Raw genomic sequence first — 25958 nt, forward strand, 5'->3', positions numbered from 1 at the left:
CATTTTTAATGCGCTGTAGTGTCTATATAAAAGCTAGTCAACTCAGTGAAATAGTCGATTCTTTTATAAAGAAGCAGTAAACTAAGTCACTAAAATATATTTGTAACTTTATTGGTTAAACGTCTACATGCAACAGCAGAAAATACGATTTCCTTTAGGGGCGCATCTTATCGTTAAACATTTTGGATATTCTCATCACGGCATTTATGCAGGTCGTGGCCGGGTTATTCATTATTCAGGTTTTGCCCATTTATTTAAGAAACGTCCCATTGAGATTACCTCACTGGAAAAATTCAGCTTTGGCAAAACCATCATGGTTCAGCAATATAACAATCCTAAATTTCGTGGCCGCAAAGTGGTACGGCGTATGCGTTCACGCATGAACGAAAACCAGTATCATCTGATTATTAACAACTGCGAACACTTGTGTACCTGGGCCATTACCGGTGTGGAAAGCAGTCCTCAAGTCATCCACATGATGAACCGTTTAACCACTATTGGTTATGTCAGCTCTCTCATGAGTTTTATGAACAGCATGCTACTGACCCTCACCACCACCTGTTTTGCATTGGTGTTGTACATCAAGAAAAAGTTACGTGATAAGGCAAAAAAACAGATTCCGCATTATTTATGGTTAAAAGAACAGAATCCCAAGCAGTGATCAAACCAGTCTGTCTTTTCCATTCCAGCCATAAAATTTCAAGTGGCCTCAACCAGAACAGGAGATGTTTTAGTGAGCTGCAGGATGACGCTTTTTCTATCTGCAGATCCTAGGCTTACCCCCGATCCATGACAGTTTATATTCAGGTTTAAATCACCCCCATTTCGACAAATGGCGGAAACTTGTCATTGACCAGATTTAACTGCGCTCCATATTCCAGGTAAGCCTTACAGCCATCCAGCACAGTGGTAAAACCACCTGTTTGCTCAATCACAAAAGCAATTAAGTCTGAGCTTTGCAGAGAAATATCATAATTGCGAATGCGAAGATAAGTCTCTTGTTCTGTTAACTTCTCAAAAATAAAATCTACCGTGCTCTTGGGTTCTCCCCAGATGATCTGGATCAGCTCATTGTGAATCAGCTGTTCAACATAAACACTGCGGGTCACTTCATATTTTTCCCAATACCAGTCTACCGTTCTGTTTTCTATCAAGTATCCGGTAGATGAAGTAAACCAAAACTTGCTGGTGATTTCGGGGTCAATAAAGGCATTAAACACCTCTGCAACCGGTTTGCGAATTAACATCTGGGTTTCTATGACTACGCTCATTGAGGTCTTCCTTTTTATTCTTCTTCTCAGTGATAGCACACATCCGAAATTCATGGCTATCACTGAATTGTTAAAGACTTAAACGGCGCCATGTAGATGCAAAAATAATTTTTCTAAACTTAACTTAAATTACCTTTATAGCTTGAAAGTACTGGTGGAATTTCAGCCCCTAATGAACTTAACATTTCCCGTTCAATATTTCGCACAATCGAATTGAGGGGTAAATCATTTTCCTGAAGTCCAAATGGTTCTTCCAACTCTGCGCTGAGCGCATCCAAACCTAAAAACAAATAGGCAATTAATGCAACAATTACAGGTGTCCAAATACCGAAACTCGCTTCAATACTGAACGGCAAAATTAAACAGAATGAATAAACTGCCCGATGTAATAAAACTGAATAAGAAAATGGCAATGGCGTAGTCATAATACGATCACAGCCTGCATGAATATCGCCCATGGCAACCGTATGTCGAGTCAAGGTGCTATAGATAATGTCGCTGATTTGACCTTGCTTATAACACAGCACCAAATCTTTCTGGATGATCTCAAGTAAATACTGCGGCGCATTGATATGTTCAGCACATTGCTGCCATTGCCCATCGCTTAAATTGACAGCATTTCGGAAATGTTGAATATCTGTTGCTTGATGACGTAAGCGGTCGCGTAGCAGGTAACAAAATAACATAACCCGATACATCAAAATCTGACGTTTAGAGCCTTCCAGCACATGACTATCACGAATAATATGCCGTGTATTGGCAATCAGTGCACCCCAAAGCTTGCGCCCTTCCCACCAGCGATCATAACAAGCCGTATTCCTAAAACTTAAGAAAATCGAAAGAATCACACCGAAGATGGTAAAGCCAATGGCAGGAACTTCTGGCATAGTCAAGAAATGTGCTGCACTTAAATACACCAACAATGCCGATAAACTAACTACAACCGCTAGAGCTGGCATCACTTTAGGTAAAATTGTGCCATGCCATGCAAATAACAGCATAAAGCTATTATTTTTATCTCGAATAATCACAAATTTCCCCTCATGAAACCTAGTCGCTTCAATGTTTATAAAATAGCTGTCATGAAAAAGCCCAACCGAAGTTGAGCTTGATCTAAACATTTTTGACTCAACAGTGAATCATCCTAGAGCATAAACAATGTTATTTTCCAGGCTTAAAGCTGTCTTTTAAGTCCAGAATACGGTTAAACACTGGTTTCGCTGCTGTGTGATCATATTGATCTGCAACGAAATAACCTTCACGTTCAAACTGGAAGCGGTCTTCAGGCTTCGCTTCAGCTAAAGCCGGTTCAATCACCGCTTGAACCACTTTGAGTGATGCAGGGTTTAAGTTGGCAAGGAAGTCATCACCCACTTCCGGATCAGATTCAGTGAATAAACGGTCGTAGATACGCACTTCCGCAGGCACACCTTGAGTTGCAGATACCCAATGAATGACACCTTTCACCTTACGGCCTTCCGGGTTTTTACCCAAAGTTTCCGGATCGATTGAACATTTCAGTTCAACCACTTCACCATTGGCATCTTTAATCACTTCATCGCACTTGATCACGTAGGCATGACGCAGACGAACTTCACCTTCTGGAATTAAGCGTTTAAAGCCTTTAGGCGGTACTTCTTCAAAGTCTTTACGGTCGATGTAAATTTCAGACGTTAATGGAATGATACGATCACCCATATCAACGTTCGGATGACGTGCATGACTCAGGTTCATTGCTTCAGGCAGGTTAGTCAAAGTCACTTTCAATGGATTCAACACCGCCATGCCACGTGCAGCGGTATTTTCCAAAGACTGACGGATGCAGTATTCCAGCATGGCTACATCGACAATACCGTCAGACTTGGACACACCCACGCGTTTACAGAAATCACGCAAACCTTCAGGCGTGAAACCACGGCGGCGCATACCGACTACGGTTGGCATACGCGGGTCATCCCAACCTTGTACAAAGCCACCTTCTACCAGTTTACGCAACTTACGTTTAGAGGTAATGGTGTAATCGACATTTAAACGGCTAGATTCGTACTGACGTGGAACAACTGGAGATTTAACTTTCTCGATAACCCAGTCATAAAACGGACGGTGATCCTGGAATTCCAAGGTACATAAAGAGTGAGTCACACCTTCAATGGCATCGGATAATGGATGCGCATAGTCGTACATTGGATAGATTTTCCATTTATCGCCAGTCTGGTGATGAGCAGAATGCAGAATTCGATACAGGATCGGATCACGCATATGCACGTTTGGAGAAGCCATATCAATTTTAGCACGCAATACAACCTGACCTTCACCCAGCTCGCCATTACGCATTTGTTCAAAGCGCGCCAGATTTTCTTCTACAGTCGCGTCACGGAATGGAGAGTTTTTACCTGGCTCTACAAATGAACCACGGTTTAACTTGATTTCTTCAGGTGTTTGTAAATCTACATAGGCATCACCCTGCTCAATCAGTTGTACTGCCCATGTGTACAATTGATCAAAATAGCTTGATGCATAGCGAGGTTCACCATTCCAGTTAAAACCGAGCCATTTTACGTCGTTGGCAATCCCATCCACATATTCTTGTTCTTCTGCGTCCGGGTTGGTATCGTCAAAACGCAGGTTACATAAACCGTCAAATTCTTGTGCAATACCAAAGTTCAAACAAATCGCTTTCACGTGACCAATGTGTAAATAACCATTCGGTTCTGGTGGAAAACGCGTGATCACTTGCTGTGTAAGGCCTGCTGCCAAATCGTCAGTAATGACCTGGCGTACAAAGTCTAAGCCCGGCTGTTGTTCTTGCTGCGCAGCATCGACAGGTTGATTACTTGTTGTCGGGTTATTTGGCAGGGATGAAACAACATCATTCGGCTTCATAGTTGATAAATCACTTCTATAAGATAAAATAGGATAATTAAAACGCTTTTCTGGTTTTTTTAACAAAGAAAATAACGTTTTCGCTTGCCTTGTAGTTTACAGTTTGCTTATGCTTCTCTCAACCAAAAACCCATGGCTTTTTTGTCCATGATCAGGAGATTATAGAATGAGTTTTCCTCAAGTCGAATTAAACACCAATAAAGGACGTATTGTTCTTGAACTTAATTCAGAAAAAGCACCTAAAACTGTGGCTAACTTCCTGGAATATGTTCGTGATGGTTTTTATGATGGCGTAATTTTCCACCGTGTAATTGACGGTTTCATGATCCAGGGCGGTGGCATGGATGAAAATTTCAAAGAAAAAGCAACTCGCGATTCAATTGAAAACGAAGCAGACAACGGTTTAAGCAATGATGAAGGTACGATCGCAATGGCGCGTACCCAAGCTCCTCATTCAGCTTCTGCTCAGTTCTTCATTAACGTGAAAAACAACTCTTTCCTTAACCACACTGGTAAAACAGCTCAAGGTTGGGGTTATGCCGTATTTGGTAAAGTAGTTGAAGGTATGGATGTCGTTGCTGATATCAAAGGCGTTCGCACAGGTAACCGTGGCTACCACGCTGACGTTCCTCTAGAGAACGTTGTGATTGAATCTGCAAAAATCATTGCTGAGTAATTTTAAATCCTCCCTGAGTAGCACTGCTACGCAAGTCCTTTAATAAAGGAGGGAGCTTCTTTATAGAAAAGGGACTTGCGGAACGTTGTTCCTCAGGAGGGATTCTATAAAAGGAAAATACGTGACCTATCTGTTTATCTCTGATTTACATTTGTCACCTGAACACCCTCGACTCGTTCGGGGGTTTTTAGATTTATTAGACAGTTATAAAGATAAAAATACCCAGCTTTATATTTTGGGTGACTGGTTTAATGCCTGGATTGGTGATGACTATACAGCCCCCTGGCTAGATGACATTGTCCATGCCCTGCAAAAGTTTCATCATGCCGGCAATCAGGTATATTTTCTGGCTGGCAACCGCGATTTTGCTTTAGGCAAAAAATTCTTAAAACAATTCAATGGCATATTGCTGTCCGAACCGGCCATTTTAAAAATATCCGAAACCACATACCGTTTAGAACATGGTGACTTGCTCTGTACAGATGATGTGTCTTACCAAAAGTTCCGTAAAATCATTCGTAATCCATTACTTTTAGGTTTTTTAAAATGCATGCCTTTAAGTTTTCGGCAAAAACTGGCCAATGGTTTTCGTAAAAAAAGTGCAGAAACCAAGCAAGTGAAGTCTTATGACATCATGGATGTGAACCAGCAGGCAGTGAAAATTGGATTAAGTGATGTCGATATCCTCATTCATGGTCATACACATCGCCCTACGATACATGATATACAGGGTAAAAAAAGGATTGTGCTTGGAGACTGGCGTGAACATTCTGCACAAATTTTAGAGATTGACTCTGAGCAAAAAAATGTAAAATTAGAGTTAAAGACTTGGGCTTATTAACTACAAATTTTTATTGCTGAGCTTCTATCATTACAGCTAAAGTCATTCAGACTCAATGATACTTAATATAGAAGCTCATATTAGAGATTAATAACCACCTTCAGTTTTTACCACTTCCGCATCACTTTTATATTTTGCCAAAAGTTCGCGTAGTGAATTCATCAAGACACTGGTATCCACACCTACAGCAACAAACTCTGCACCCAAATCGATATATTTTTGAGTCACCTCATGCGCAGTCGATAAAATCCCCGCTGCTTTACCTGATGCCCGAATGCGTTGAATGGCATCAACCACCGCTTTTTGTACTTCCGGATGATTGGGATTCCCCTGATAACCCATAGTGGCAGACAAATCTACAGCGCCAATAAACACGCCATCAATACCCTCCACTTTTAAAATATCATCCAGATTTTCCAAACCTGTCACCGACTCAATCTGAATCAGCAGACAAATATTTTCATGGGCTGTTGCATAATAATCCGGGATACTGTTCCAGCGCGTTGCACGTGCCAGTGCCGCACCTACACCACGAATCCCTTCTGGCGGATAGCGTACCGCTTTCACCATCAGCTCAGCCTGCTCAACCGTTTCCACCATCGGAATCAGTAAAGTTTGCGCCCCGATATCCAGTAATTGTTTAATCAGCTGTACACTGCCTATAGGTGGACGAACCACAGCCTGCGAGGGATAGGCCGCAATACTTTGTAATTGTGCCAGTGTGGTTCTTAAATCACTCGGCGCATGTTCACCATCGATGAGTAACCAGTCATAGCCGGCATTGGCAGCAATTTCAGTGCCGTAAGCATCTGCCAGTCCCACCCATAACCCAATCTGCTGTTGGGTTTTTAATCGTCTTTTAAAATGGTTTGTATCATCTATCATTGTCTGACTCGGTCTACAGGCGATGTAATTATTCGATTAAACGTGATTTAACAAAAAGTACCAATATAGATTTCGTATTTCGTCATTGTATATTGCTATTAATTATACATTTTATTAAGTTTTTACTTTTATTCACCATAAAAATTCACACGCTTGATGCCAAAATATAAGCTATCCCAGAATTCTTCCAAGCCATTTCAGCAAGGAATCAGGTAAAATCATTAAAAATTTAATAGTGGAAATGTCACTCATGGATTTATTAAACGTTTCAAAATCACGCTACACAACGAAAGCATATGATCCCAGTAAAAAAATTCCTCAAGAGCAGTTTGAACGTTTATTAGAAATCCTGCGTCTCACGCCATCCTCCATCAATATTCAGCCCTGGCATTTTTTTATTGCCGAGGATCAAGCCGCCAAAGAGCGTATCGCGAAAGCACTGATTGGGAAATATGCCTACAATGCACCTAAAGTTCTAGATTCTTCTCATACCATTCTGTTCTGTACCAAAGCGGATATTTCAGAACAGCACCTTGATACCCTGCTCAAGCAAGATGATCTTAGTGGCCGTTTTAAAGATGAAAAAGCCAAACAGGGCCAAAAAGACAGCCGTAGCGGTTATGTGGATTATTACCGTAATGAAAAAGGGGATATTCAGCGCTGGGCAGAAAATCAGACTTTTATTGCGCTCGGTCAAATGTTACTGGCCGCAGCTATTGAAGGAGTTGATGCCACCCCTATTGGCGGATTTGATGAACAGATCATTCGCCAGGAATTGGAATTAGATGAAAAAAGGTTAATTCCATCAGTGATTATGACGCTAGGTTTCCGCAGCGAAAATGATTTCAATGCTCAGTTACCCAAGTCACGCCTAAGTCGTGAAGAAATTTTCACCAAGCTGTGATTAAAAAAAATTACAATAAAAGGGGCAAATATGCCCCTTTCATGTCATTTCAGGACTTATTTTTGTAACAGGACTCAGGTATATTGGCAAAAAAAATAAACGGTAGTCCTTACTATGCTTCCAGCTATCAAAATGCCGATAAAATTTGAATGTCGCTCTTGCCAAACGGTTTACATGCAGAAATATAGCGCAGATGCTATTTTGACGTCTTATCCTAAATGTCCACATTGTCAGCAACCCGGTCAACTTCAGGGCACGATTGAAATACAGGATCTATTCAAACATCCTATTATTATGGCTAACTACTATTGGAAAGATACATTACAACGCTTTCAACGCTCATAATTGAGCCAATGTCCTTATTCTATAAGGCTTGAACACTACAAATACAGCGCATTTAAATGAGCTGGATTTGTAATTGCAATTCTTGCATTGCCAGCAATATTATCTTCAGCTTTATCAACAAGAAAATCATCACTATTCTGCCCGCCCTGTCTGCCATCAAAATGACTTATTATTGGGTTTGGCAGAAAAGGAAGATTTTCTGCAGCATCCCTTGATTTTTGTATCGAGCTATGTCAGACAAACATGGCATAGGCTAAGCAAATAACACTGGCCAAACCTAAAGCAAGACCGCATGCAGTTGCAGGTTTTAATTTTTCTTTAAATAGCATTAAGCCACTTAAAGCTCCCAGCAGCACCACAAGAATATTCATGCCTGCAAACACAATTGCAGGTGTGTCTTTTAATAATATGTGTGCCTTGACATACAGGGCTATATTGGCAAAATTTAAAATTCCCAGCCCCAATCCAGCCAGAATATTTCGACTACTGCCTCCTGTTTTCGTGGTTAGAAGGATATAGAACAAAGACAAGATAAAAGCACTGATAAACATTAAATTCAGTGCCACCGCAAACTGAACTCCCAGTCCAGTGGTGTACTTAAGCAGTACATCAATCAGGGCATAGCCACACCAGACCAATGCCAGATAAAGCAAGCCTTGCTTTGAAAATGGTTGCCCTTGCGCTGCTGCTTGATGTGAAAATAAAATACTGAGTACGGCGGAAATCCCTAATCCGATTCCAATTATTTTTAAGGTATTAAACTGTTCCTGAAAAATAAAGAATGCTGCCAACAGTGATAAAACCACTGATAAACGCTGGGCAATTTCAGTTTTGATAATACCGGCATATTGCAGTGATTTCGCCAAGCACAGGAAAATACTCGGTAGTAACACCCCCAGCGCCACAATCAGCCACCACGGCGTATCGATAACTGATATATGCTGTAAATCGGGCTTAAACCATAAAAAACAGAGGACACTTGCAGAGGCATAGTTCCAGACAATCATCTGCAAGGCATCAAAACCATTAGCCTTGCATAATTTCAACAAAATTGAGATGACGACACTACAGCATGCTGCAGCCAATATAAGTTCCATCTTTTGCCTTATTTTCCTGATTTATCATGCTTTAGGAATGAGATACAGAAAAGCCCACAATAGATGTGAGCTTTTGATTATAGATAATCTTTAACGATTATTTATAACGATTCACCATTTTTTCTAAAGAAATTGGACGAATCTTGTCTGCATGACCTGCAGTACCAAACGCTGTATAACGATCTACACAAATTTGTTTCATTGCAACAATAGTTTCCGCAAAGAATTTACGTGGATCAAATTCGCTTGGTTTTTCCGCCATCATACGGCGCATTGCACCAGTCGATGCCAAACGCAAGTCCGTGTCGATATTGATTTTACGAACACCGTGTTTAATTGCTTCAACCAGTTGTTCAACAGGTACACCATAAGTTTCCTTGATGTCGCCGCCAAATTCATTGATTACAGCCAACCATTCTTGAGGTACAGAGCTTGAACCGTGCATGACAAGGTGGGTATTTGGTAATGCCGCATGAATTTCTTTAATACGGTCAATTGCCAGGATGTCGCCTGTAGGTGGACGCGTGAATTTGTACGCACCGTGTGAAGTACCTACAGCAATCGCCAACGCATCTACATCGGTATCAGCAACAAACGAACGTGCTTCTTCTACAGAAGTAAGTAGTTGAGAATGGTCCAGCACACCTTCTGCGCCTACACCATCTTCTTCACCCGCCATACCGGTTTCAAGGCTACCCAGGCAACCAATTTCACCTTCAACTGAAACGCCACAGGCATGTGCCATTTGAACAGTACGGCGAGTCACGTCTACGTTGTATTCGTATGAAGTTGGTGTTTTACCATCTTCACCCAAAGAACCATCCATCATTACTGATGAGAAGCCCAACTGGATAGAACGCTGACATACGTCAGGGCTGGTACCGTGGTCTTGATGCATTACCACTGGAATGTGTGGCCATTCTTCAATTGCAGCTAAAATCAGGTGACGTAAGAATGGAGCACCTGCATATTTACGAGCACCCGCAGATGCTTGCACAATGACAGGTGAATTTGTTTCGTCTGCGGCCAACATAATTGCACGCATTTGTTCTAAATTGTTTACGTTGAACGCTGGTACGCCGTAGTTGTGTTCTGCAGCGTGATCCAAGAGCTGGCGCATCGAGATTAGAGCCATAATATCCTCCCAGGTGATGCGCCATATTCTACATGCTGAATCATTTCAATTCAGCAACAAAACACACTATTTCAAAAAAAAGTCCCTGCTTATGCAGGGACTTTTAAATAAAAAACTACAAACTTATTGAGCAGTTGCTGTAGAGGCAGCATCATCGGTAGCAGCAGTCGCTTCATCTGCTGGTGCATTTGCCACTTCAGCAGGTACATCAGTATTTTTTTCATCCAGGACAGGCTTATCCAGTGCATCAATCGCTTTTTGCTGTTCTGGAGTCGTTTGCTCCTCTACTGCTGCTGAAGCGGCAGTTTCAGTTTTAGGTGCTTCATCTTTCTTGGCACAGGCAGTCAAAGCCAAAGGTAAAATCACAAGTGCTGCAAGTGTTAATTTCAGGTTCATCACATTTTCCTACGACAGGAGATTTAATGACCGGAATTTTATTGCAGATATATTGCATTTTTATGACCAAAAAATGAATCACTCAAATGAAAAAGCAATGAAAAAAGGCTGACCGAAGTCAACCTTTGATACTTTTAAAAGAATGTATTAAGCACGTTCTAAAAGCACAGCAACCGCTGGAAGGATTTTGCCCTCAACAAATTCAAGGAATGCACCACCACCCGTAGAGATATAACCGATCTTATCTGCAACGTCGTATTTATCAATCGCAGCTAAAGTATCACCACCACCTGCAATAGAGAAACCATCAGATTCTGCAATTGCTAAAGAGAGTGCTTTAGTGCCTTCACCGAACTGATCTACTTCAAATACGCCAACAGGACCATTCCAGAGAATCGTTTTTGATGTTTTCAGGATTTCAGCAAATGCTTTCGCAGTTTCTGGACCCACATCCAAAATCATGTCGTTGTCTGCAACATCTTCCACTTTTTTCACTACAGCTTTAGCCGCAGCCAATGAACCGAGGAAATCATCAAAGTTAATTTCAGCAGCATCTGCAACCACAACGTCAGTTGGAAGCGGCACAGAAACTTCTGCTGCAATCGCTTTTGCAGTATCGATCAAGTCATTTTCGCAAAGTGATTTACCCACGTTGTAACCAGCCGCAGCCAGGAAGGTATTGGCAATACCGCCACCTACGATAATTTGATCGCAAATATCTGAAAGTGAAGTGAGTACATCAAGCTTAGTTGATACTTTAGAACCCGCAACAATGGCAACCATTGGTTTTTCAGGGGTTTTAAGTGCACGACCCAAAGCATCCAGTTCTGCTGCAAGTAAAGGACCCGCAGCCGCTACTTTTGCAAAACGTGCCACGCCTTCAGTTGACGCTTCTGCACGGTGTGCAGTACCGAACGCATCCATCACAAATACATCGCAAAGTGCTGCATATTTTTGTGCAAGTTCAGGGTTGTTTTTCTTTTCACCTACATTGAAACGGCAGTTTTCAAGAAGTACCACTTGACCAGCTGCAACTTCAACACCATCTAAATAATCAGTGAAAAGTTTGACTTCCTGGCCCAAAGCTTCAGTTAAGTACGCTGCAACTGGAGCCAAAGATTGTTCAGGTTTTGGCTCACCTTCAACTGGACGACCAAGGTGTGAATAAACCATGACTGCTGCACCTTTTTCCAAAGCCGCTTTAATGGTTGGCAATGCTGCGCGTAAACGTGCATCACTGGTAATTACACCGTTTTTAACAGGAACGTTTAAATCTTCACGAATTAGTACACGCTTACCTGCCAAATCCAGGTCAGTCATACGCTGAAAGTTCATGTATAGCTCACTTTATAGATATAAAAAACGCCCCGATTTTAAATGATTATGTAGAAAAAGGTTAGCATCTTTTGCAGAAAAGCTGTCGAAAGACAAAGTTTTGATTATTATAGTCAAAAGCCACCTCACGATTTAGAGCTTATGTCTATTCACCCAGACCCAAATATCAATCGTTTAAATGTTTTAGGCGAACCCTTGGCAAGCTGTTGCTACTCTCCTATTACCGGTTATTTTCGTAACGGCTTTTGTCATACGGCGACCACAGATCTAGGTCAGCATACGATGTGTGCACAAATGACCGCTGAGTTTCTTAATTTTTCGCAAAAAGTAGGTAATGACCTGATCACACCTCTTCCAGAAGTCGATTTCCCAGGTCTAGAACCGGGTGATTTCTGGTGCATTTGTGTGACCCGTTGGGTTGAAGCATATCAGGCTGGTATTGCTCCGCCTATTAAAATACAAGCTTGCCATCAAGCTGTGCTCTCATATGTTCCGCTTGATGTGCTCATGGAATATGCAGTGTAATGAATACTCCCAACATTATTTTGGCTTCAAGCAGTCAAACCCGTAAAGACCTGATGAATCGTCTCCGTATCGACTATCAGAGCTTGGTACCAGATATCGATGAATCCCCACGGGGCGAAGACCATGCAGATGAACTGGCGAAACGGCTGGCTTTTGAAAAGGCCAACGTTATTGCCGAACAATATCCCGATGCTATTGTGATTGGTTCCGATCAGGTGGCGTGGCGTGAAGGGGCACCCGATATTTTTATTGGCAAACCTTTGACTGTGGAAAAAGCCATCAAACAGTTACAGGCCAATTCGGACAAAATCGTTTATTTCAGTACCGCCCTCAGCGTACAGCAAAAATCGACGGGATTTGAACAGACCCTGGTTGAACATTATAAAGTGAAATTCCGCAAACTGGGTTTGTCCGAAATTGAACGTTATATTGAAGTCGATCAACCTTTAATGTGTGCAGGCAGTTTTAAGTGTGAAAGCTTAGGCATCAGTCTGTTTGAACAGATGACCGGGCAAGATCAAACCACTTTGATGGGTATGCCGATGATTCAGCTTTGTCATATCCTGCGTCAGTTGAATGTGTTAGTACCCTAGCTCAAATTCTGCTTAAGCCAATCCTTCCATGTTGAATGGTTGGCTTATTTGAGGGTTCCGCCCTCCTTGCTCAAGCTTTTCTTGTCCATGATTCATGGCTAGCATTGCGCTATTATCAATTTCAAAACTTCCCACACTACTTCACTCCCATAATGCAGACTAAGGAATCTCCACCAACTGATTTACAACTTGCTCTCACCTGCAACTCCATAGACAATAAGCATAAATTTATAGGTGCTTTATCTTATGTCCCAGCCTCTAGACGTGCTTGGCGGAATTACCGCCGAACAATTCCTTGCCGAATACTGGCAAAAAAAGCCATTACTGGTTCGTAACGCTCTCCCTGAAATTGCAGGCCTTTTAGAACCTCATGATGTTATGGAACTGGCGCTGGATGAAAATATCACTGCCCGCTTAATCAAGCAAAAAGATAAAGATCCAAACCAATGGTCAGTCAAATCCTCACCGTTGATTAAAGCAGACTTCCAAAAGATGCCTAAACTTTGGACATTACTGGTTCAGGCGGTAGACCATTATTCCTTTGATCTGGCTGAGCTGTGGAAAAAATTCCCCTTCATTCCTCAGTGGCGCCGTGATGACATCATGGTGTCTTATGCACCCAAAGGTGGATCTGTCGGTAAGCACTTCGACTTTTATGACGTGTTTCTGGTTCAAGGTTATGGTCATCGCCGCTGGCAATTAGGACAAATGTGTGATGCCGACACTGACTTCGTTGCAGGCCAACCTTTAAAATTACTGCCAGACATGGAAGTCAATTTTGATGAGGTACTTGCTCCCGGTGATCTACTATATGTACCACCTGGTTTATCACACTACGGCGTAGCGGAAGATGATTGCCTGACTTTTTCTTTCGGTTTCCGCATGCCAAATGTGGCAGAAATGATGGATCGCGTCAGTGACAAATTCGCAGACGATCAGTTGCTTAAAAATCCATTAAAAGACATTCTGCGTGACAAGATCAGCCCGATTGGTCAAATTACCCAAAATGAGCTGGAGTATTTAAAAACTGAACTTTTGGCACAATTGCAAAATCCGGCTGTGCTTGAGGATGCCCTGATGAGCCTAATGTCAGAAGCGAAATATCCGGAAAATATTCCAGAGGCAGAAGCCATTGGTACAGGTGATCTGGAAGAAGCTTTGGATCAGGGCTATTCACTTATGCTCGAGCCTGCATCACGCCTGCTTTATACTGAAGCTGAAGGTGAGTTGCTATTTTGGGCAAATGGTGAAGGCATTTGTATCTCCGAAGTTTTTTCCCCAATTTTAAAACAGTTGGCTGATGGCGGTTCAGTATTACTGGATGAAAATCTTTACGATTCCGACATTCTCGAAGACATTGTGAATTTGCTCAATGAATCTATTCTGATGCTGTTGCCTGCAGAAGATGAAGAATAAATAAAGCTACAAAAATGGGGAAAATAACATTTTCCCCATTTTTATATTTTAAAAAATTTATATTTATTTCTTCTCTAGATCAAAAACAAAATAACTCACTTATTTTAATTTCTTCCAATTTTATAAAATGCTGAAATAGCAACCGACATTTAAAAAGCAAAAAAAATTTAATTGCTTATTTCAGCTGAACAATCGCCTGAATGATGGTGCAACCCGGTTCAGAAGATAATTTAAACTCGCAGCCCATGCGTTCCAAACGCATTTTCATACTGCGCATGCCAATACTTAATCCCTGTTGCACTACACTATCTGCGTCAAAACCGACACCGTCATCTTCTATACTCAAAATAAACTGGTTTTCTCGAATATAGACCATCGCTATTTTTACCAGCCTGGCCTGACTATGTTTAATAATATTGGTCAGGCTTTCTTCCAGTACCCGAATCAAGGTGAGACACTGCAAAGCACTCGGCACGGCTTGCCATTCCTGGGGAAAAATCCATTTAGAACGAATGTCCAGCTCATCCATAAGCTGACTAAAACGATGCCTAACGGGTGCCACCCACAGTATGGGATTGACTGGAATTTTATTATCTGCAGATGAACCACTATCGATAATTTGCCTGAGGTCATCTCTTAGTAATTTAAGCATCGATAAAAATTGCTTGTTGGAAATATCATGCGTGCTTTGATCCACTAAAATCATCGAGCGAACCAATGATGCGCCTAAACCATCATGCAAATCATGAGATAAATTGATTCTTTCTTGTAGCTTGACATTTTTAAGCTCTAATTGATGTTTTTCATTCAAACTGGAGCTTAAATCATTACTGACCTGCTGAACTTTCATTTCTAGCTGGGCATTAAATGTTTCAATTTTTTTAACATTACGTGCCAATCTTGAACCTAATATAATCACCATAAAAAAGGTGATAATCGGTCCGGTATAGGGAGATAATGGTCGAACATCCTTTACAACCACCTCTCCCGATAATAATAAAAGGTCGAATATCATAAAAATGACAATAGCGCTTAGGCAAATGGCTAAAAAGATATAATCTGTTCTTTTAGATTGAATTGCATGATAACAGGCATATAAATAACCGATAATAAACAGTCCAACATAGATTAAAAATATCAGCGCAAAAACCCAATAAGCAGACTGCTGCGGGGTTAGAAAAATACCTGCAATAATCAGTCCCGTAATTCCCCAAACAACTGTCTCAACTTTAATAAAGCGCTTTTGGATAAACCTGAATGAATAAATACAAAAACTTACGACATAAAGAACAAAAAAAGCCAAATTGGCCTGTGCTGCAATTAGTGTATTTGGATAGGGAAATGTTTCTGTAGTCAGCATATTGGAAATAAATAGCACCCATAACAAGGAACTTAAGGCAAACCATCCAAAAGTGCTTTCTTTTCGCCGCGATAGCCATATAACAGAACAGACCACTCCAAAGGTAAGGGATACAATAAGATTAATTTGAAATAAAGTCCGGCGATTCCATACCTGACTTTGATATGACTCATAATTGTTTTGTATATTATTAAAAGAAATCTGACCAATACCAGGAGACTGGTAAGCAAAGCCCTTCACATAAATTAAAATTTCATTTTCGCCACTATTTAATCCCGATATCGGTAAAATCCAGTAACGCGGCATATTCCAGCTTTTTGACAGCGGCTCCTGTAAATGCTTGTCTCTCCAGAGTAAATCGCCATTTAAAAACACTGCGCCGGCAGAATTAATATAATCAATTGCAAAAGCAATCGGTTCTGCAAGTCTGGCCTGATTCTGACATGACCAGCTCCACTGAATTTTATACCATGCTGCTCCATTATAATTTTTCCAGCGCTTTTGCCACTGATCAGGCAAATCTACAGATTGCCAGCCCTGTCGGGGTAAAACTGTAAATGAACTGGTTTTAACGGTATCAACAGAATGAATGTGCACTGCACATTGTGCATTGATATTTTCAATTATTTCAGCATAACTAAATTGACTCAGCAGGCTAAGAACAAAAATAAAAAAATAATGCCCAATCAACTGCTTCATAAAATCCCTAAGGATCGTGCTGCACTCACGGCCTTTGTTCTTTTGCTTACCGACAATTTCCGGTAAATATGCTTAATATGACTTTCAACCGTATATTTAGAAACAAAGAGTTGTTCGGCTATTTCCCGGTTACTCATGCCCTGAGCGACCAGATTTAGAATCTCAGTTTCCCGGCTGGTTAACAGCTCCATATCTGCATCTATGATTTTCTGATCAGCCACTGCCAGTATAACCGCAGCTGATATCTGTTTCAAAATTTCTTGAGCAATAAAAGGGTCTATCGGCGCACCGCCACGTAAAATGCTGCGAATGGATAACTTAACTTCAACATCATCACGTTCTTTCAGAACATAACCTGTCGCGCCTGCCTTGATTGCTGAAAATAAACTTTCCTGAGTACTCCAGGCTGAAATCACCAAGATCATGGCATTGCTATCCTGTGCATGAAGCTTTTCAATCAGCTCTATGCCGTTACCGTCAGGCAGTCCCAAATCAACCAAAGCTAAGGAAACAGGTTGCTGCTCTATTTCTACAAAAGCCTGTTGCAAGTTTTTAGCAAAAATAAGCATATCTTCACTATAGCCCAGTTCTGCCAATATTTTTTTTAATCGTTCTTGAATCAGCCCTTCATCTTCAACAATTAAAACTGGAACGGGTAAAATCGTTGCTAATTCTGACACACAGCACCCCCTATTATAACTGCCTACTATAGCGAAAAATACAAGCTAAACAATATCCCTAAAATCAGGTAATTTAATAACTTTTATATTAATAAACGATCAATTTTATTTACTATTGCATTGTAATCAGCCAGAGTTAAGACCATAAAATACAAATTTTAAAGTTTCAATCGATGATTTAGCCATCAGTTATCCATTCAATATTCTGACTATCATACAGGGTATAACTTACTTTAGTTTTTGCTTAAATTAATCAGATATAGGTCAAAAAAAAACCGCTGTTTTAGCGGTTTCTTACTTCGGATGAGATTAGTGACCATATTGCTGGTTTAAGTATTTCACAATCTCTGCAGACTCAAACATTTTCACTCCGGTATTCGGATCAATTAAATAAGGAACCTGAATATCTTGCCCCATAATTTCAACAGTCTTTTCACGTTTACCACCAGCTAAGGGTTGATATTTTCCAGGTTTTAAACGCAATATTGCCGGCCCCATATCCTGCCAGCGCTCTTTAGCCACGTTATGATAAATATACGGTAGCTCAAGCTCGGTTAACATCGCTCGTACCACACGCGTAAAAGGACTGGCTTCAAAACCCCATAACTCCAAAAGTTGCTCAGGTGCTGCACGATCTTTAATTTTCCGGTTAATCCAGACGCCTCGTGCACCATTCACGATGGTGCCAGCTAAAGCTACAACAGGGATTTTAGGATAATGGGCAAATTTTTTCGGTGTGGTTCCCGTTCGGCCATAATGTTTAAATAAATGATTAATAATGGCTTGTGATTCATATATTTCTGTACCGGTATTTTCATCTACGAAAAATGGAAACTGTTTTTTGCCACCTTTTTCTTTGACAATTTTCCGGTATTTCTGGCCACCCTTAGGGCAAGGATAAACCTCATAATCCAGATTTAACAAGGTTAAAACTTCACGCACACGGCGACAAAATGGCGAACCTTCAAACTCATAAAGTTTCAGTGATTTTTCAGGCTGCTTGGGAAAAGCCGTACCGCTCACACCTCGTCCGCCTTCAGTCAAAGATGAAGCCAGCGCTTGTATCACTTTAATTTGATGATTCACCATATTTTGTCCTTGTTTATTTGTCGTTATAAATCGACTAATTTTTCTTTTGCCACCACAATGCCGTTGTTATCGGCATAGATATAATCGCCAGAACTGACGCTTACACCACCAAAATACAAAGTTAAATCCACTTCGCCTATGCCCTTGCGATTACTTTTTTGCGGAATTGCAGCCAATGCATGTACACCCAGGTCCAGTTCGGCAATGGCATCGACATCACGTACACACCCGTAAATAATTACCCCATTCCAGTGATTTTTCACCGCTGATTCAGCAATCATATCGCCCATCAAGGCACAGCGCATAGATGCTCCACCATCCACCACAAGCACTTTACCAGTACCATCGGTTGCGAGCAGTTCTTTGACACGTGAATTATCTTCAAAACACTTTACAGTGACTGCCTGACCACCAAAACTTTTACGTGCACCATAGCTTTTAAAGAATTTTCCATCCATTGATGGGGTGACCACCTGAATTTCTTTTTCTGGATTGTCATCAAGTAGGTCACAGGTTACGAATGCTGGATTAGACACTTTTTATTTCCCTCGTTTGGAATTTTGTATGCGTAAATTATCATAAATTTCAAACTTTTCAGTCTGAGTTTGTGCAGCCTCGACCATAGTATGAGCTACTTGTACTGCTGTCACGGGCTTATATTTAAATGTATCAGGAACCCAATGCGAGAATTTTTGATACAATTTTTGCGTCATATCTTCTAAGGTGCGTTGTTCTGGTCGTTCACCGATTAATAGTGATGGGCGCAGAACAGATACATATTCCAGATTTAAGCCTTGGATATGCTGTTCCAGCTCACCTTTGACTTTATTGTAAAAAATTCTGGATTGTGCGTTTGCGCCCATGGTACTAATTAATAAATAGTGGGTCTGGGTCGATTCAAATAAATCGGCAAAATGTGCATTGATTTCATAATCAATATTATAAAAATTCTGTTTTGAACCGGCCTTTTTTAGTGTCGTGCCTAAACAGCTGAAGGCATGACTATAACCATTTACATCTTCATCGTTCAGTAACAGAAAATCCTGCAAGATAAATTGTTGTACTTTTTCCAGACTTTTAATCTGCTGATCTTCATGCCGAACCACAGCCGTTATTTTCTCACAGCTTTCAAGCTCGTTGAGCTGTTTCAGCAATTCACGTCCCACTAGACCTGTTGCACCAATCACAATTACACTTTTAATTGATTTAGTCATTTTTTAATCGATCTCTATAGGTTTTACTAACGTAACAGTTTTTTTATACTTTTTATGCATCTAAAATGTTGCTGAATCAAGTCAAGACTTGACTTAACGCCATAGTTTAATCACAATATGGCACTTGTTTACGGGCTGGTGATAATTCTTCTGATGAAGGTTTTCAGTTGTAATTTCAGCCCGCCCAGACCAATCTAATTCAAGGAGTGCACGAGTGGCAAACTCTGCTCAAGCTAAAAAACGTGCTCGTCAAAACGTTAAAGCACGTAAACACAACGCAAGCTTACGTTCTATGGTTCGTACTTATCTTAAACGTACAGTAGCTGCAATCGCTGCTGGTGATTATGCTGCTGCTACAGAAGCATACAAAACTGCGGTTCCTGTAATTGACCGTATGGCTGATAAAGGTATCATCCATAAAAACAAAGCTGCTCGTCATAAGAGCCGTTTAAATGCACAAGTTAAAGCTTTAGCTAACTAAGTTGTTGCATTAAAAAAAGCCCTTTTAGGGCTTTTTTTACGTCTATAAAAAATTATTAGGTCTAAAAATAGCACCTTATAAAAACATAAGGCACTTCAAAACTTCTATTAAAATTTTTTTTAGGCTTACTTTCTTCAGGAAGAATATCAAGAGGGCGTTTTTTAAAAGCAATGCTGTTTTATTTTATTTTTTCCAGGTTCTGAAACTCGCGAATCGACAGCTCATTCACTTGACCACGCCAAATCCATTTCAGTTTGGATTCTAAAAACACATCACCTTCAAACCAGACAAACAGGCCTTCCATCATTTTTGGCCAGTCTTCATGGCTAACGGTATTACGCCCGGAAATCACCGCAATAATGGCTGCCAAAATAGTATCATGGCTCACAGCCAGACTTAAACCAAAATGATCTTGCGGATGGGTGTTATAAATCAGCTCCAATACATCGACCACACCGGTAATCGGATGTTTCATTCCCGGCAAGGCATTATTGACAAAACTGTTAATAAAACCCAAAGCACCCTGTTTCTGAAAATAAGGCCCCGCCTGTTTAATATCGAGCACAAAACTTCCCGGCTCAACCAGTAAGCCTTGCTGGACAATTTCAATATGATGGGTATTTTGTACCAGCGTACTTGAATCGGCACCCTGTATCATTAAAGCAGCAGTATCGACACAGCGTTGAATCGGACTTGAAATGCAGTGCTGGATGCTACGGTCCGTATTATCAATTAAATAGTTACCCCATGCCTGGGCAAGCTCACGGCCTTGTTCGGTTAACTGCAAGTCATAGCCTGCCAAACCCTGCCCTGTAACGACCTCGCGAATAGAATGGCGGGTAAACAGAGTGACAGGTGTTTTAGCATCAGGCAATAAATCAATCGCCTTCAGCATACTTATAGGGAGTAAATCTAACGCCATGAAGCAGCCAAAATTAAACATGGGTACATAGCATACTATAGCATGTTAATGCATCCGCTCAATGTATGTTCGCCATAAGTCCTAGAGCCTGGAATGCCAAATTTTTCATCTCGATATTACGAAATGCGATAAAACCACCATTCAGTAAACTCTCGCGCTGATTATATATAAAGGGTCTGCCTTTAAAATCTACCAGCCCGCCACCGATGCGTTCAATCAGGCATTGCCCTGCACTGGTATCCCACTCACTGGTCGGATGAAAGCGTGGGTAAATATCCACTTTACCTTCCAGCATCATGCAGAACTTATAGGCACTGCCCGCCCTAAACTCTACAATATCCACCTGCTGTTTCAGGATGTCCAGATATTCAGCATATTTGGGTTTGTTCTGACTACTTTGACTTAAACCGACCTGAACAGTTTCAGACGGCAGATCATCAACATATTGCAGCCATTGCCCCGTTGCAATTTCTAATTTTAAAGGCAGGCCATGTTTAGGACAAAAATATATCGTTTGTTCACCAGGGATGGCTAATACAGCGAAGGTGGTATGCGCCCCCTCAACCAGACTCAAATTAATGGTAAATTCAGGACGTTTATGCAGAAATTCCTTGGTACCATCCAAAGGGTCAAGCAACCAGAATTTTTGCCATTGCTCACGCTCGGTATAGTCACCTTCTTCAGACAACAACGAGATGTTCGGAAAAATTTTGTGTAATGCGGTCGTGATAAACGCATTGACCCGATAATCTGCCTGGGTTACGGGTGATTGATCATTTTTATGCTCGACATCAAAAGTTTCACCTGCACAATAGGCTTGATATTCTGCTCGCAAAATTTCACATGCCTGTGTCACAATGGGAACTAACTGTAAAATCAGAGCATCTTGCGGTGCCGTAGTTGCATTAAACATAGATTACCTTCATATGCCGAATTCCTCAGAAAAACCCACCATCATTTTTGACATGGATGGTACGCTTCTCGATCTTGCTTATGATGATTTCATCTGGAATCATCAACTCCCTATTCGCTATGCAGAAAAGCATAACTGTACACTCGAACAAAGTACCCAAGCGCTATTTCAGTTTTACCAGCAATACAATCATACCTTAAATTGGTATTCCACACGCTTCTGGAGTGCAAAAGTAGGGGTTGATACATTGGCGCTGCAACAGGAATTTCAACACAAGGTGGCTTTACGCCCAGGCTGTATTGAATTATTGGAATATCTTAAAGCTCAGGGCTATGCCTGCTGGATTGCAACCAATGCCGATTGTGAAGGCCTAAAATTCAAACTTGAACAGACCCGGATTGCACATTACTTTGATGTCATAATCAGTAGTGAAGTGATTGGTCACGCCAAAGAAAACATCGAATTTTGGCAGAAACTCCATTCACTGCACCCCTTTCAGGTCGAACATACCTATTTTATTGATGACACTGAAAAAGTACTCAAAGGTGCAGAAAAATTTGGTATCCAGCATTTAATTACCATTGCCCAGCCCTCATCTCAAAAAGAAGTTAGGACTGAAAGTTCCTATCCCATTTTACAAGAGCTGACCGATTTAATGGTGATCTTAGAACAAGCTGAGGATCTGAAAAAATATGCCTAATTCTTCTCAACAGAACAATGTTGAAAGTATGCGTGTTGACAAATGGTTGTGGGCAGCACGTTTTTTTAAAACACGTTCAATATCCAAAGCTGCCATTGAAGGCGGTAAAGTTCATCATAACGGTGAACGGGTTAAAGTTTCCAAAGAAGTTCGTGTCGGTATAGAGCTCACCATCCAGCAGGGTTTTGACCGTAAAACCGTTGTCATCAAGGCCTTATCCGCCGTTCGCGGTGCAGCACCGATTGCCCAGCAACTTTATGAAGAAACCGAAGTGAGTGTTGCAAGACGAGAGTTGATTGCCACCCAAAGAAAGTTGCATAATCTAGCCCGACCTGAACATCGGCCGAGTAAAAAAGATCGAAGACAAATCAGTAAATTCAAACAAGATAATGATCAGCAGTTCGATCAGCACTGGTCATATCATGATTAGAAGCTGTTGATATTTAAGCGTCACATTCTGTCGCATTCGACTGAATTGATATAGTACATAAGGAATGAATCTGTCACTATACTTGGGTGGAACACGTTTGAAAGCAACACATCCACTTAAGTGAATATTTTTGTGACATCGTTTTGAGGTTGTGAGATGGATGATAATAAAAGCAAGGCGCTAAATGCTGCCCTAAGCCAAATTGAAAAACAGTTTGGTAAAAATACAGTAATGCGCCTTGGTGACAATACTGTACAGGCCGTTGAAGCGGTCTCTACAGGCTCTTTAACTCTAGATATTGCTCTGGGTATTGGTGGTTTACCTAAAGGCCGTATCGTTGAAATTTACGGTCCTGAATCTTCAGGTAAAACCACCATGACTTTGCAAGCCATTGCAGAATGCCAAAAAGCGGGTGGTACATGTGCGTTCATTGATGCTGAACATGCACTTGATCCACAATATGCCCGCAAGTTAGGCGTAGACATCGACAATCTTTTGGTGTCACAACCTGACAATGGTGAACAGGCTCTTGAAATTGCCGACATGCTGGTACGTTCTGGCGCCATTGACCTGATCGTGGTCGACTCCGTTGCAGCCCTAACCCCACGCGCAGAAATTGAAGGTGAAATGGGCGACTCGCATATGGGTCTGCAAGCCCGTTTAATGAGCCAGGCACTCCGTAAAATCACCGGTAATGCAAAACGCTCTAACTGTATGGTGATCTTCATTAACCAGATCCGTATGAAGATTGGTGTGATGTTTGGTAGCCCTGAAACCACAACGGGTGGTAATGCGCTTAAATTCTACGCTTCCGTACGTCTGGATATCCGCCGTATCGGTCAGGTAAAAGAAGGTGATGAAATCATCGGTTCGGAAACCCGCGTAAAAGTCGTGAAGAACAAGATGGCGCCTCCATTTAAAGAAGCGGTATTCCAGATTCTGTATGGTAAAGGTGTCAACCATTTAGGCGAATTGATTGACCTCGCCGTACAGCAAGAGATCATCCAGAAAGCAGGTGCATGGTATTCTTATCAGGGCGATAAAATTGGCCAAGGTAAAAACAACGTGATTCGCCATCTGGAAGAAAATCCACAAATTGCAGTGGAAGTGGAAAAACTGATTCGTGAACAGCTCCTCACTACAGGTACAGCACCGGTAGAAGACAAGGATGAAGCTGAACCAGACTTTTTAGACGCTTAATTTCCGGCATAATAAAAGTTAAACTGTAAAACGCCCTACGGGGCGTTTTATATTTGATGTGATATAGACCCTTATGAGCAATCCCAAATTTCCCAATATGCTGGATTACGCAGCACTCAAGCAACAATTTGATGAGTCGCCTGAAGAATTGTCCACCTGTTCAATTCCACCTAAAGAATCCGATGCTTTACACTTTGAAACTGAAACCCAGCCCAAACATCAAGGCTTGACGGGCACACGCTTACGCTCCTACGCTTTTGCTGTACTGACACGTAAGGAATACTCAAAAGCGGATCTGGTCGAGAAACTTGCACTTTATGCAGTGGATCGTGATGAAGTGCTAAAATTGGTGGATGAACTGGCGAGTGAAAATTATCAGAGTGATCAGCGTGTAGCTGAAATGATGCTGTCGAGCCAGAAACGTAAAGGTAAAGGTCCAAACCGCATCAAGATGGCATTAAAATCAAAAAAAATTGATAGCAGTCTAATTCAGGATGAATTAAAAGAAACAGACTGGAATGAACAAGCCTATCAACTGAAAGTAAAAAAATTCGGTCTTGATGTTGAAAAAGAGCCAAAACTGAAAGCCAAACAAATACGCTTTTTGATGTATCGTGGGTTTGAAATGGATGCAATTATGAAAGCAATTAGCAAAAAAGCAGATGAAATATAAATATAGGGAAATATGAATTATTATAAAAATTGGTGGCAACCCTACCAGCAAACCTTCGGCACATCATAGTTCTACTACCGTTGCTACCTTCCGGTCCTGGCGGGGTTCGTAGAGTACAATTGCGAAGTAACCGGCAGGGCTACCATTGCAAGAACAGAGTATAGAGATTTTTAATTAACTTGCAAGTACTCCAACCTGTTTTCTAGCAACATTGCTTTTGTTTGCTTATTAAAAAAACAATCTTGATTAAAAACAGCATTCTTGAATGTTTTTTATCTGCACAATCAATTACTTTAAAACTATGACAAGATTGTAAACGCATATTGCATTTCATGGGCCGGACGTTTTTAATGTCGTCATGTCTTTTAAATGGTCACACTCTAAAATATTGTATTTAGAATGGACCGAAAAATACAAAATGGATGTTTTTTATGATGCTCAAACAGCATGCCTTATGCGTACTCACCTTCTTGGGTTCGGCTTCACTTTACGCCAATGTGCCGATTGAATCACGCGGCTTGAGTCAAAACAACAGTATTGACCTCAGTGCCAACAATGTGGCTATGAACCCAGGTGCAACAGTTGCCAATGTGCCAACCAATTTAAATTGGCAAATCATGCAAAAAAACCAGCAATTAGAAAATGACATTCGCGTATTACGCGGCAAAATTGAAGAACAGGACAACGAAATTGAACAGCTTAAACACGAATTGACCAATCGTTATACCGACTTGGACCAACGTCTGGAACTTCTACAACAGAAAGTAGACCCAGAAAGTGCAGCTCCAGAGGAGGATAATCAACAGGATACTTCTCCCAGCAGCTCAAACAGCCAAGCCACAGTAGCATCTCATACATCCGCTAAAGAAGTGGCTCCAGCAACAGCCAAGCAAGCAGTTTCCGCCAATGCTCAGCCCTCTTCAACTGAACTTGATAAAGCAGCCTATACTGTAGCGCTGGATGCTTATAAACAAGGCGGTGCAAAAAAAGCCATTGCTCCTATGCAAAACTTTATCAAGAACAATCCCAATAGTATCTACATTAGTAATGCCTATTTCTGGCTCGCTGAATTTAATCTGGCCGTGGAACCGACCAATTATGCAGAAGCTAAAAAGAACTATAATATCGTGGTCAATCAATACCCCAATTCTGCCAAGGCATCACGTTCCCTATATCAACTCTACAATATAGCCAAAGATGTCGATCACAATACGACTCTCGCCAATCAGTTAAAAATAAAATTACAAAAAAATTATCCCAAATCTGAAGAAGTTGGATATTTAAAGAAATAAAAG

The 25958-nt window shown here is 41.1% G+C and carries 28 protein-coding genes and 1 other RNA gene; 13 read left to right on the forward strand and 16 right to left on the reverse strand.

All coding sequences use genetic code 11. The annotated features are described in order from the left end of the window. The first annotated feature begins 127 nt into the window (after window positions 1-127). Window positions 128-661, forward strand: coding sequence for a lecithin retinol acyltransferase family protein (locus B9T38_RS08370; RefSeq protein WP_086196361.1), 534 nt, complete (start codon window positions 128-130; stop codon window positions 659-661). Window positions 662-809: 148 nt separating this feature from the next. On the opposite strand, the gene B9T38_RS08375 is transcribed toward B9T38_RS08370, so the two are convergent. The 3 genes from B9T38_RS08375 to B9T38_RS08385 all read right to left on the reverse strand — a co-directional run bounded on the left by B9T38_RS08375 (window position 810) and on the right by B9T38_RS08385 (window position 4154). After that, window positions 810-1271 (reverse strand): SRPBCC domain-containing protein, encoded by a 462-nt coding sequence (locus B9T38_RS08375; RefSeq protein ID WP_086196362.1) that lies wholly within the window; start codon window positions 1269-1271, stop codon window positions 810-812. A 119-nt stretch (window positions 1272-1390) separates the two neighbouring features. After that, entirely contained in the window at window positions 1391-2302 is a 912-nt protein-coding gene (locus B9T38_RS08380) for a bestrophin family protein (RefSeq protein WP_086196363.1), read from the reverse strand. Window positions 2303-2432: 130 nt separating this feature from the next. Then, window positions 2433-4154 (reverse strand): glutamine--tRNA ligase/YqeY domain fusion protein, encoded by a 1722-nt coding sequence (locus B9T38_RS08385; RefSeq protein ID WP_086196364.1) that lies wholly within the window; start codon window positions 4152-4154, stop codon window positions 2433-2435. 166 nt (window positions 4155-4320) lie between these two features. On the opposite strand from B9T38_RS08385, the gene B9T38_RS08390 reads away from it, so the two are divergent. Together B9T38_RS08390 and B9T38_RS08395 are read left to right on the forward strand one after the other, a co-directional pair. Next, window positions 4321-4830 carry a peptidylprolyl isomerase gene (locus tag B9T38_RS08390; RefSeq protein ID WP_086196365.1) on the forward strand — a complete coding sequence of 170 codons (510 nt, stop codon included), beginning with the start codon at window positions 4321-4323 and terminating at the stop codon, window positions 4828-4830. 121 nt (window positions 4831-4951) lie between these two features. Then, complete coding sequence (locus B9T38_RS08395) at window positions 4952-5671, forward strand: UDP-2,3-diacylglucosamine diphosphatase (RefSeq protein WP_086196366.1); 720 nt, start codon at window positions 4952-4954, stop codon at window positions 5669-5671. A gap of 87 nt (window positions 5672-5758) precedes the next feature. Here the strand turns inward: B9T38_RS08395 and hpaI are convergent, their stop codons facing one another. Beyond that, complete coding sequence (gene hpaI, locus B9T38_RS08400) at window positions 5759-6556, reverse strand: 4-hydroxy-2-oxoheptanedioate aldolase (protein WP_171263211.1); 798 nt, start codon at window positions 6554-6556, stop codon at window positions 5759-5761. Window positions 6557-6806: 250 nt separating this feature from the next. On the opposite strand from hpaI, the gene nfsB reads away from it, so the two are divergent. Further along, a complete protein-coding gene (gene nfsB, locus B9T38_RS08405; protein WP_086196367.1) occupies window positions 6807-7460 on the forward strand; it encodes an oxygen-insensitive NAD(P)H nitroreductase in 654 nt (217 codons plus the stop codon). Between the two features lie 578 nt (window positions 7461-8038). On the opposite strand, the gene B9T38_RS08420 is transcribed toward nfsB, so the two are convergent. From B9T38_RS08420 to B9T38_RS08435, 4 genes are all read right to left on the reverse strand, one after another. Beyond that, window positions 8039-8902, reverse strand: a complete 864-nt coding sequence (locus tag B9T38_RS08420) for an EamA family transporter (RefSeq protein WP_086196370.1) — start codon at window positions 8900-8902, stop codon at window positions 8039-8041. Window positions 8903-8999: 97 nt separating this feature from the next. Beyond that, entirely contained in the window at window positions 9000-10037 is a 1038-nt protein-coding gene (gene fba / locus B9T38_RS08425; RefSeq protein WP_086196371.1) for a class II fructose-bisphosphate aldolase, read from the reverse strand. A gap of 123 nt (window positions 10038-10160) precedes the next feature. Continuing rightward, window positions 10161-10433 carry a hypothetical protein gene (locus B9T38_RS08430; RefSeq protein WP_086196372.1) on the reverse strand — a complete coding sequence of 91 codons (273 nt, stop codon included), beginning with the start codon at window positions 10431-10433 and terminating at the stop codon, window positions 10161-10163. 147 nt (window positions 10434-10580) lie between these two features. Then, window positions 10581-11768 (reverse strand): phosphoglycerate kinase, encoded by a 1188-nt coding sequence (locus B9T38_RS08435; protein ID WP_086196373.1) that lies wholly within the window; start codon window positions 11766-11768, stop codon window positions 10581-10583. Window positions 11769-11909: 141 nt separating this feature from the next. Between B9T38_RS08435 and B9T38_RS08440 the strand changes: the two genes are divergently transcribed. The 3 genes from B9T38_RS08440 to B9T38_RS08450 all read left to right on the forward strand — a co-directional run bounded on the left by B9T38_RS08440 (window position 11910) and on the right by B9T38_RS08450 (window position 14302). Next, the gene (locus B9T38_RS08440) at window positions 11910-12293 is read left to right on the forward strand and encodes a DUF2237 family protein (RefSeq protein WP_086196374.1); all 384 of its coding nucleotides are present in this window, start codon (window positions 11910-11912) and stop codon (window positions 12291-12293) included. After that, on the forward strand, window positions 12293-12886 hold the full coding sequence (locus B9T38_RS08445; RefSeq protein WP_086196375.1) for a Maf family protein: 594 nt from the start codon (window positions 12293-12295) through the stop codon (window positions 12884-12886). The genes B9T38_RS08440 and B9T38_RS08445 overlap by 1 nt, the downstream gene beginning before the upstream one ends. A 246-nt stretch (window positions 12887-13132) precedes the next feature. Then, window positions 13133-14302 carry a ribosomal protein uL16 3-hydroxylase gene (locus tag B9T38_RS08450; RefSeq protein WP_086196376.1) on the forward strand — a complete coding sequence of 390 codons (1170 nt, stop codon included), beginning with the start codon at window positions 13133-13135 and terminating at the stop codon, window positions 14300-14302. A gap of 175 nt (window positions 14303-14477) precedes the next feature. Here B9T38_RS08450 and B9T38_RS08455 read toward each other — a convergent pair whose 3' ends face one another. The 5 genes from B9T38_RS08455 to B9T38_RS08475 all read right to left on the reverse strand — a co-directional run bounded on the left by B9T38_RS08455 (window position 14478) and on the right by B9T38_RS08475 (window position 19344). After that, window positions 14478-16361 carry a sensor histidine kinase gene (locus B9T38_RS08455; protein ID WP_086196377.1) on the reverse strand — a complete coding sequence of 628 codons (1884 nt, stop codon included), beginning with the start codon at window positions 16359-16361 and terminating at the stop codon, window positions 14478-14480. After that, complete coding sequence (locus tag B9T38_RS08460) at window positions 16358-17041, reverse strand: LuxR C-terminal-related transcriptional regulator (RefSeq protein ID WP_086196378.1); 684 nt, start codon at window positions 17039-17041, stop codon at window positions 16358-16360. Before B9T38_RS08460 ends, B9T38_RS08455 begins: the two co-directional genes overlap by 4 nt. Before the next feature lie 309 nt (window positions 17042-17350). After that, entirely contained in the window at window positions 17351-18130 is a 780-nt protein-coding gene (locus tag B9T38_RS08465) for a glutathione S-transferase N-terminal domain-containing protein (RefSeq protein WP_086196379.1), read from the reverse strand. A 23-nt stretch (window positions 18131-18153) separates the two neighbouring features. After that, on the reverse strand, window positions 18154-18666 hold the full coding sequence (gene rraA / locus B9T38_RS08470) for a ribonuclease E activity regulator RraA (protein WP_086196380.1): 513 nt from the start codon (window positions 18664-18666) through the stop codon (window positions 18154-18156). Window positions 18667-18669: 3 nt separating this feature from the next. Then, the gene (locus B9T38_RS08475) at window positions 18670-19344 is read right to left on the reverse strand and encodes an NAD(P)H-binding protein (RefSeq protein ID WP_086196381.1); all 675 of its coding nucleotides are present in this window, start codon (window positions 19342-19344) and stop codon (window positions 18670-18672) included. Window positions 19345-19558: 214 nt separating this feature from the next. On the opposite strand from B9T38_RS08475, the gene rpsT reads away from it, so the two are divergent. Beyond that, window positions 19559-19825 carry a 30S ribosomal protein S20 gene (gene rpsT, locus B9T38_RS08480; RefSeq protein ID WP_039622003.1) on the forward strand — a complete coding sequence of 89 codons (267 nt, stop codon included), beginning with the start codon at window positions 19559-19561 and terminating at the stop codon, window positions 19823-19825. 178 nt (window positions 19826-20003) lie between these two features. On the opposite strand, the gene B9T38_RS08485 is transcribed toward rpsT, so the two are convergent. After that, window positions 20004-20747 carry a histidine phosphatase family protein gene (locus B9T38_RS08485; protein WP_086196462.1) on the reverse strand — a complete coding sequence of 248 codons (744 nt, stop codon included), beginning with the start codon at window positions 20745-20747 and terminating at the stop codon, window positions 20004-20006. A gap of 58 nt (window positions 20748-20805) precedes the next feature. Further along, complete coding sequence (locus tag B9T38_RS08490) at window positions 20806-21660, reverse strand: 3'(2'),5'-bisphosphate nucleotidase CysQ family protein (protein WP_086196382.1); 855 nt, start codon at window positions 21658-21660, stop codon at window positions 20806-20808. Between the two features lie 13 nt (window positions 21661-21673). Between B9T38_RS08490 and B9T38_RS08495 the strand changes: the two genes are divergently transcribed. The 4 genes from B9T38_RS08495 (at window position 21674) to B9T38_RS08510 (ending at window position 24663) form a co-directional block, all read left to right on the forward strand. Next, window positions 21674-22360 (forward strand): HAD-IA family hydrolase, encoded by a 687-nt coding sequence (locus tag B9T38_RS08495; protein ID WP_086196383.1) that lies wholly within the window; start codon window positions 21674-21676, stop codon window positions 22358-22360. After that, complete coding sequence (locus B9T38_RS08500) at window positions 22353-22790, forward strand: RNA-binding S4 domain-containing protein (RefSeq protein WP_086196384.1); 438 nt, start codon at window positions 22353-22355, stop codon at window positions 22788-22790. The genes B9T38_RS08495 and B9T38_RS08500 overlap by 8 nt, the downstream gene beginning before the upstream one ends. A gap of 156 nt (window positions 22791-22946) precedes the next feature. After that, the gene (recA, locus tag B9T38_RS08505; protein ID WP_086196385.1) at window positions 22947-23990 is read left to right on the forward strand and encodes a recombinase RecA; all 1044 of its coding nucleotides are present in this window, start codon (window positions 22947-22949) and stop codon (window positions 23988-23990) included. 73 nt (window positions 23991-24063) lie between these two features. Next, on the forward strand, window positions 24064-24663 hold the full coding sequence (locus B9T38_RS08510) for a regulatory protein RecX (protein ID WP_086196386.1): 600 nt from the start codon (window positions 24064-24066) through the stop codon (window positions 24661-24663). A 39-nt stretch (window positions 24664-24702) separates the two neighbouring features. Here the strand turns inward: B9T38_RS08510 and ffs are convergent. Continuing rightward, window positions 24703-24799: signal recognition particle sRNA small type (ffs, locus tag B9T38_RS08515), an RNA gene on the reverse strand. Between the two features lie 295 nt (window positions 24800-25094). Here ffs and B9T38_RS08520 point away from each other — a divergent pair. Next, window positions 25095-25955, forward strand: coding sequence for a YbgF trimerization domain-containing protein (locus B9T38_RS08520; protein ID WP_086196387.1), 861 nt, complete (start codon window positions 25095-25097; stop codon window positions 25953-25955). Window positions 25956-25958: the final 3 nt, after the last annotated feature.

The organism is Acinetobacter sp. ANC 4218, from assembly GCF_002135245.1.
Classification (GTDB): Bacteria; Pseudomonadota; Gammaproteobacteria; order Pseudomonadales; family Moraxellaceae; genus Acinetobacter.

Excerpts from the sequence above, each read along its gene's own strand:
- B9T38_RS08370 (WP_086196361.1), top strand. The coding sequence starts at position 128 with ATGCAACAGCAGAAAATACGATTTCCTTTAGGGGCGCATCTTATCGTT.
- B9T38_RS08375 (WP_086196362.1), bottom strand. The coding sequence starts at position 1,271 with ATGAGCGTAGTCATAGAAACCCAGATGTTAATTCGCAAACCGGTTGCA.
- B9T38_RS08385 (WP_086196364.1), bottom strand. The coding sequence starts at position 4,154 with ATGAAGCCGAATGATGTTGTTTCATCCCTGCCAAATAACCCGACAACA.
- B9T38_RS08390 (WP_086196365.1), top strand. The coding sequence starts at position 4,321 with ATGAGTTTTCCTCAAGTCGAATTAAACACCAATAAAGGACGTATTGTT.
- hpaI (WP_171263211.1), bottom strand. The coding sequence starts at position 6,556 with ATGATAGATGATACAAACCATTTTAAAAGACGATTAAAAACCCAACAG.
- nfsB (WP_086196367.1), top strand. The coding sequence starts at position 6,807 with ATGGATTTATTAAACGTTTCAAAATCACGCTACACAACGAAAGCATAT.
- B9T38_RS08420 (WP_086196370.1), bottom strand. The coding sequence starts at position 8,902 with ATGGAACTTATATTGGCTGCAGCATGCTGTAGTGTCGTCATCTCAATT.
- fba (WP_086196371.1), bottom strand. The coding sequence starts at position 10,037 with ATGGCTCTAATCTCGATGCGCCAGCTCTTGGATCACGCTGCAGAACAC.
- B9T38_RS08430 (WP_086196372.1), bottom strand. The coding sequence starts at position 10,433 with ATGAACCTGAAATTAACACTTGCAGCACTTGTGATTTTACCTTTGGCT.
- B9T38_RS08435 (WP_086196373.1), bottom strand. The coding sequence starts at position 11,768 with ATGAACTTTCAGCGTATGACTGACCTGGATTTGGCAGGTAAGCGTGTA.
- B9T38_RS08440 (WP_086196374.1), top strand. The coding sequence starts at position 11,910 with ATGTCTATTCACCCAGACCCAAATATCAATCGTTTAAATGTTTTAGGC.
- B9T38_RS08445 (WP_086196375.1), top strand. The coding sequence starts at position 12,293 with ATGAATACTCCCAACATTATTTTGGCTTCAAGCAGTCAAACCCGTAAA.
- B9T38_RS08450 (WP_086196376.1), top strand. The coding sequence starts at position 13,133 with ATGTCCCAGCCTCTAGACGTGCTTGGCGGAATTACCGCCGAACAATTC.
- B9T38_RS08455 (WP_086196377.1), bottom strand. The coding sequence starts at position 16,361 with ATGAAGCAGTTGATTGGGCATTATTTTTTTATTTTTGTTCTTAGCCTG.
- B9T38_RS08465 (WP_086196379.1), bottom strand. The coding sequence starts at position 18,130 with ATGGTGAATCATCAAATTAAAGTGATACAAGCGCTGGCTTCATCTTTG.
- B9T38_RS08475 (WP_086196381.1), bottom strand. The coding sequence starts at position 19,344 with ATGACTAAATCAATTAAAAGTGTAATTGTGATTGGTGCAACAGGTCTA.
- B9T38_RS08485 (WP_086196462.1), bottom strand. The coding sequence starts at position 20,747 with ATGGCGTTAGATTTACTCCCTATAAGTATGCTGAAGGCGATTGATTTA.
- B9T38_RS08490 (WP_086196382.1), bottom strand. The coding sequence starts at position 21,660 with ATGTTTAATGCAACTACGGCACCGCAAGATGCTCTGATTTTACAGTTA.
- B9T38_RS08495 (WP_086196383.1), top strand. The coding sequence starts at position 21,674 with ATGCCGAATTCCTCAGAAAAACCCACCATCATTTTTGACATGGATGGT.
- B9T38_RS08500 (WP_086196384.1), top strand. The coding sequence starts at position 22,353 with ATGCCTAATTCTTCTCAACAGAACAATGTTGAAAGTATGCGTGTTGAC.
- recA (WP_086196385.1), top strand. The coding sequence starts at position 22,947 with ATGGATGATAATAAAAGCAAGGCGCTAAATGCTGCCCTAAGCCAAATT.
- B9T38_RS08510 (WP_086196386.1), top strand. The coding sequence starts at position 24,064 with ATGAGCAATCCCAAATTTCCCAATATGCTGGATTACGCAGCACTCAAG.
- B9T38_RS08520 (WP_086196387.1), top strand. The coding sequence starts at position 25,095 with ATGATGCTCAAACAGCATGCCTTATGCGTACTCACCTTCTTGGGTTCG.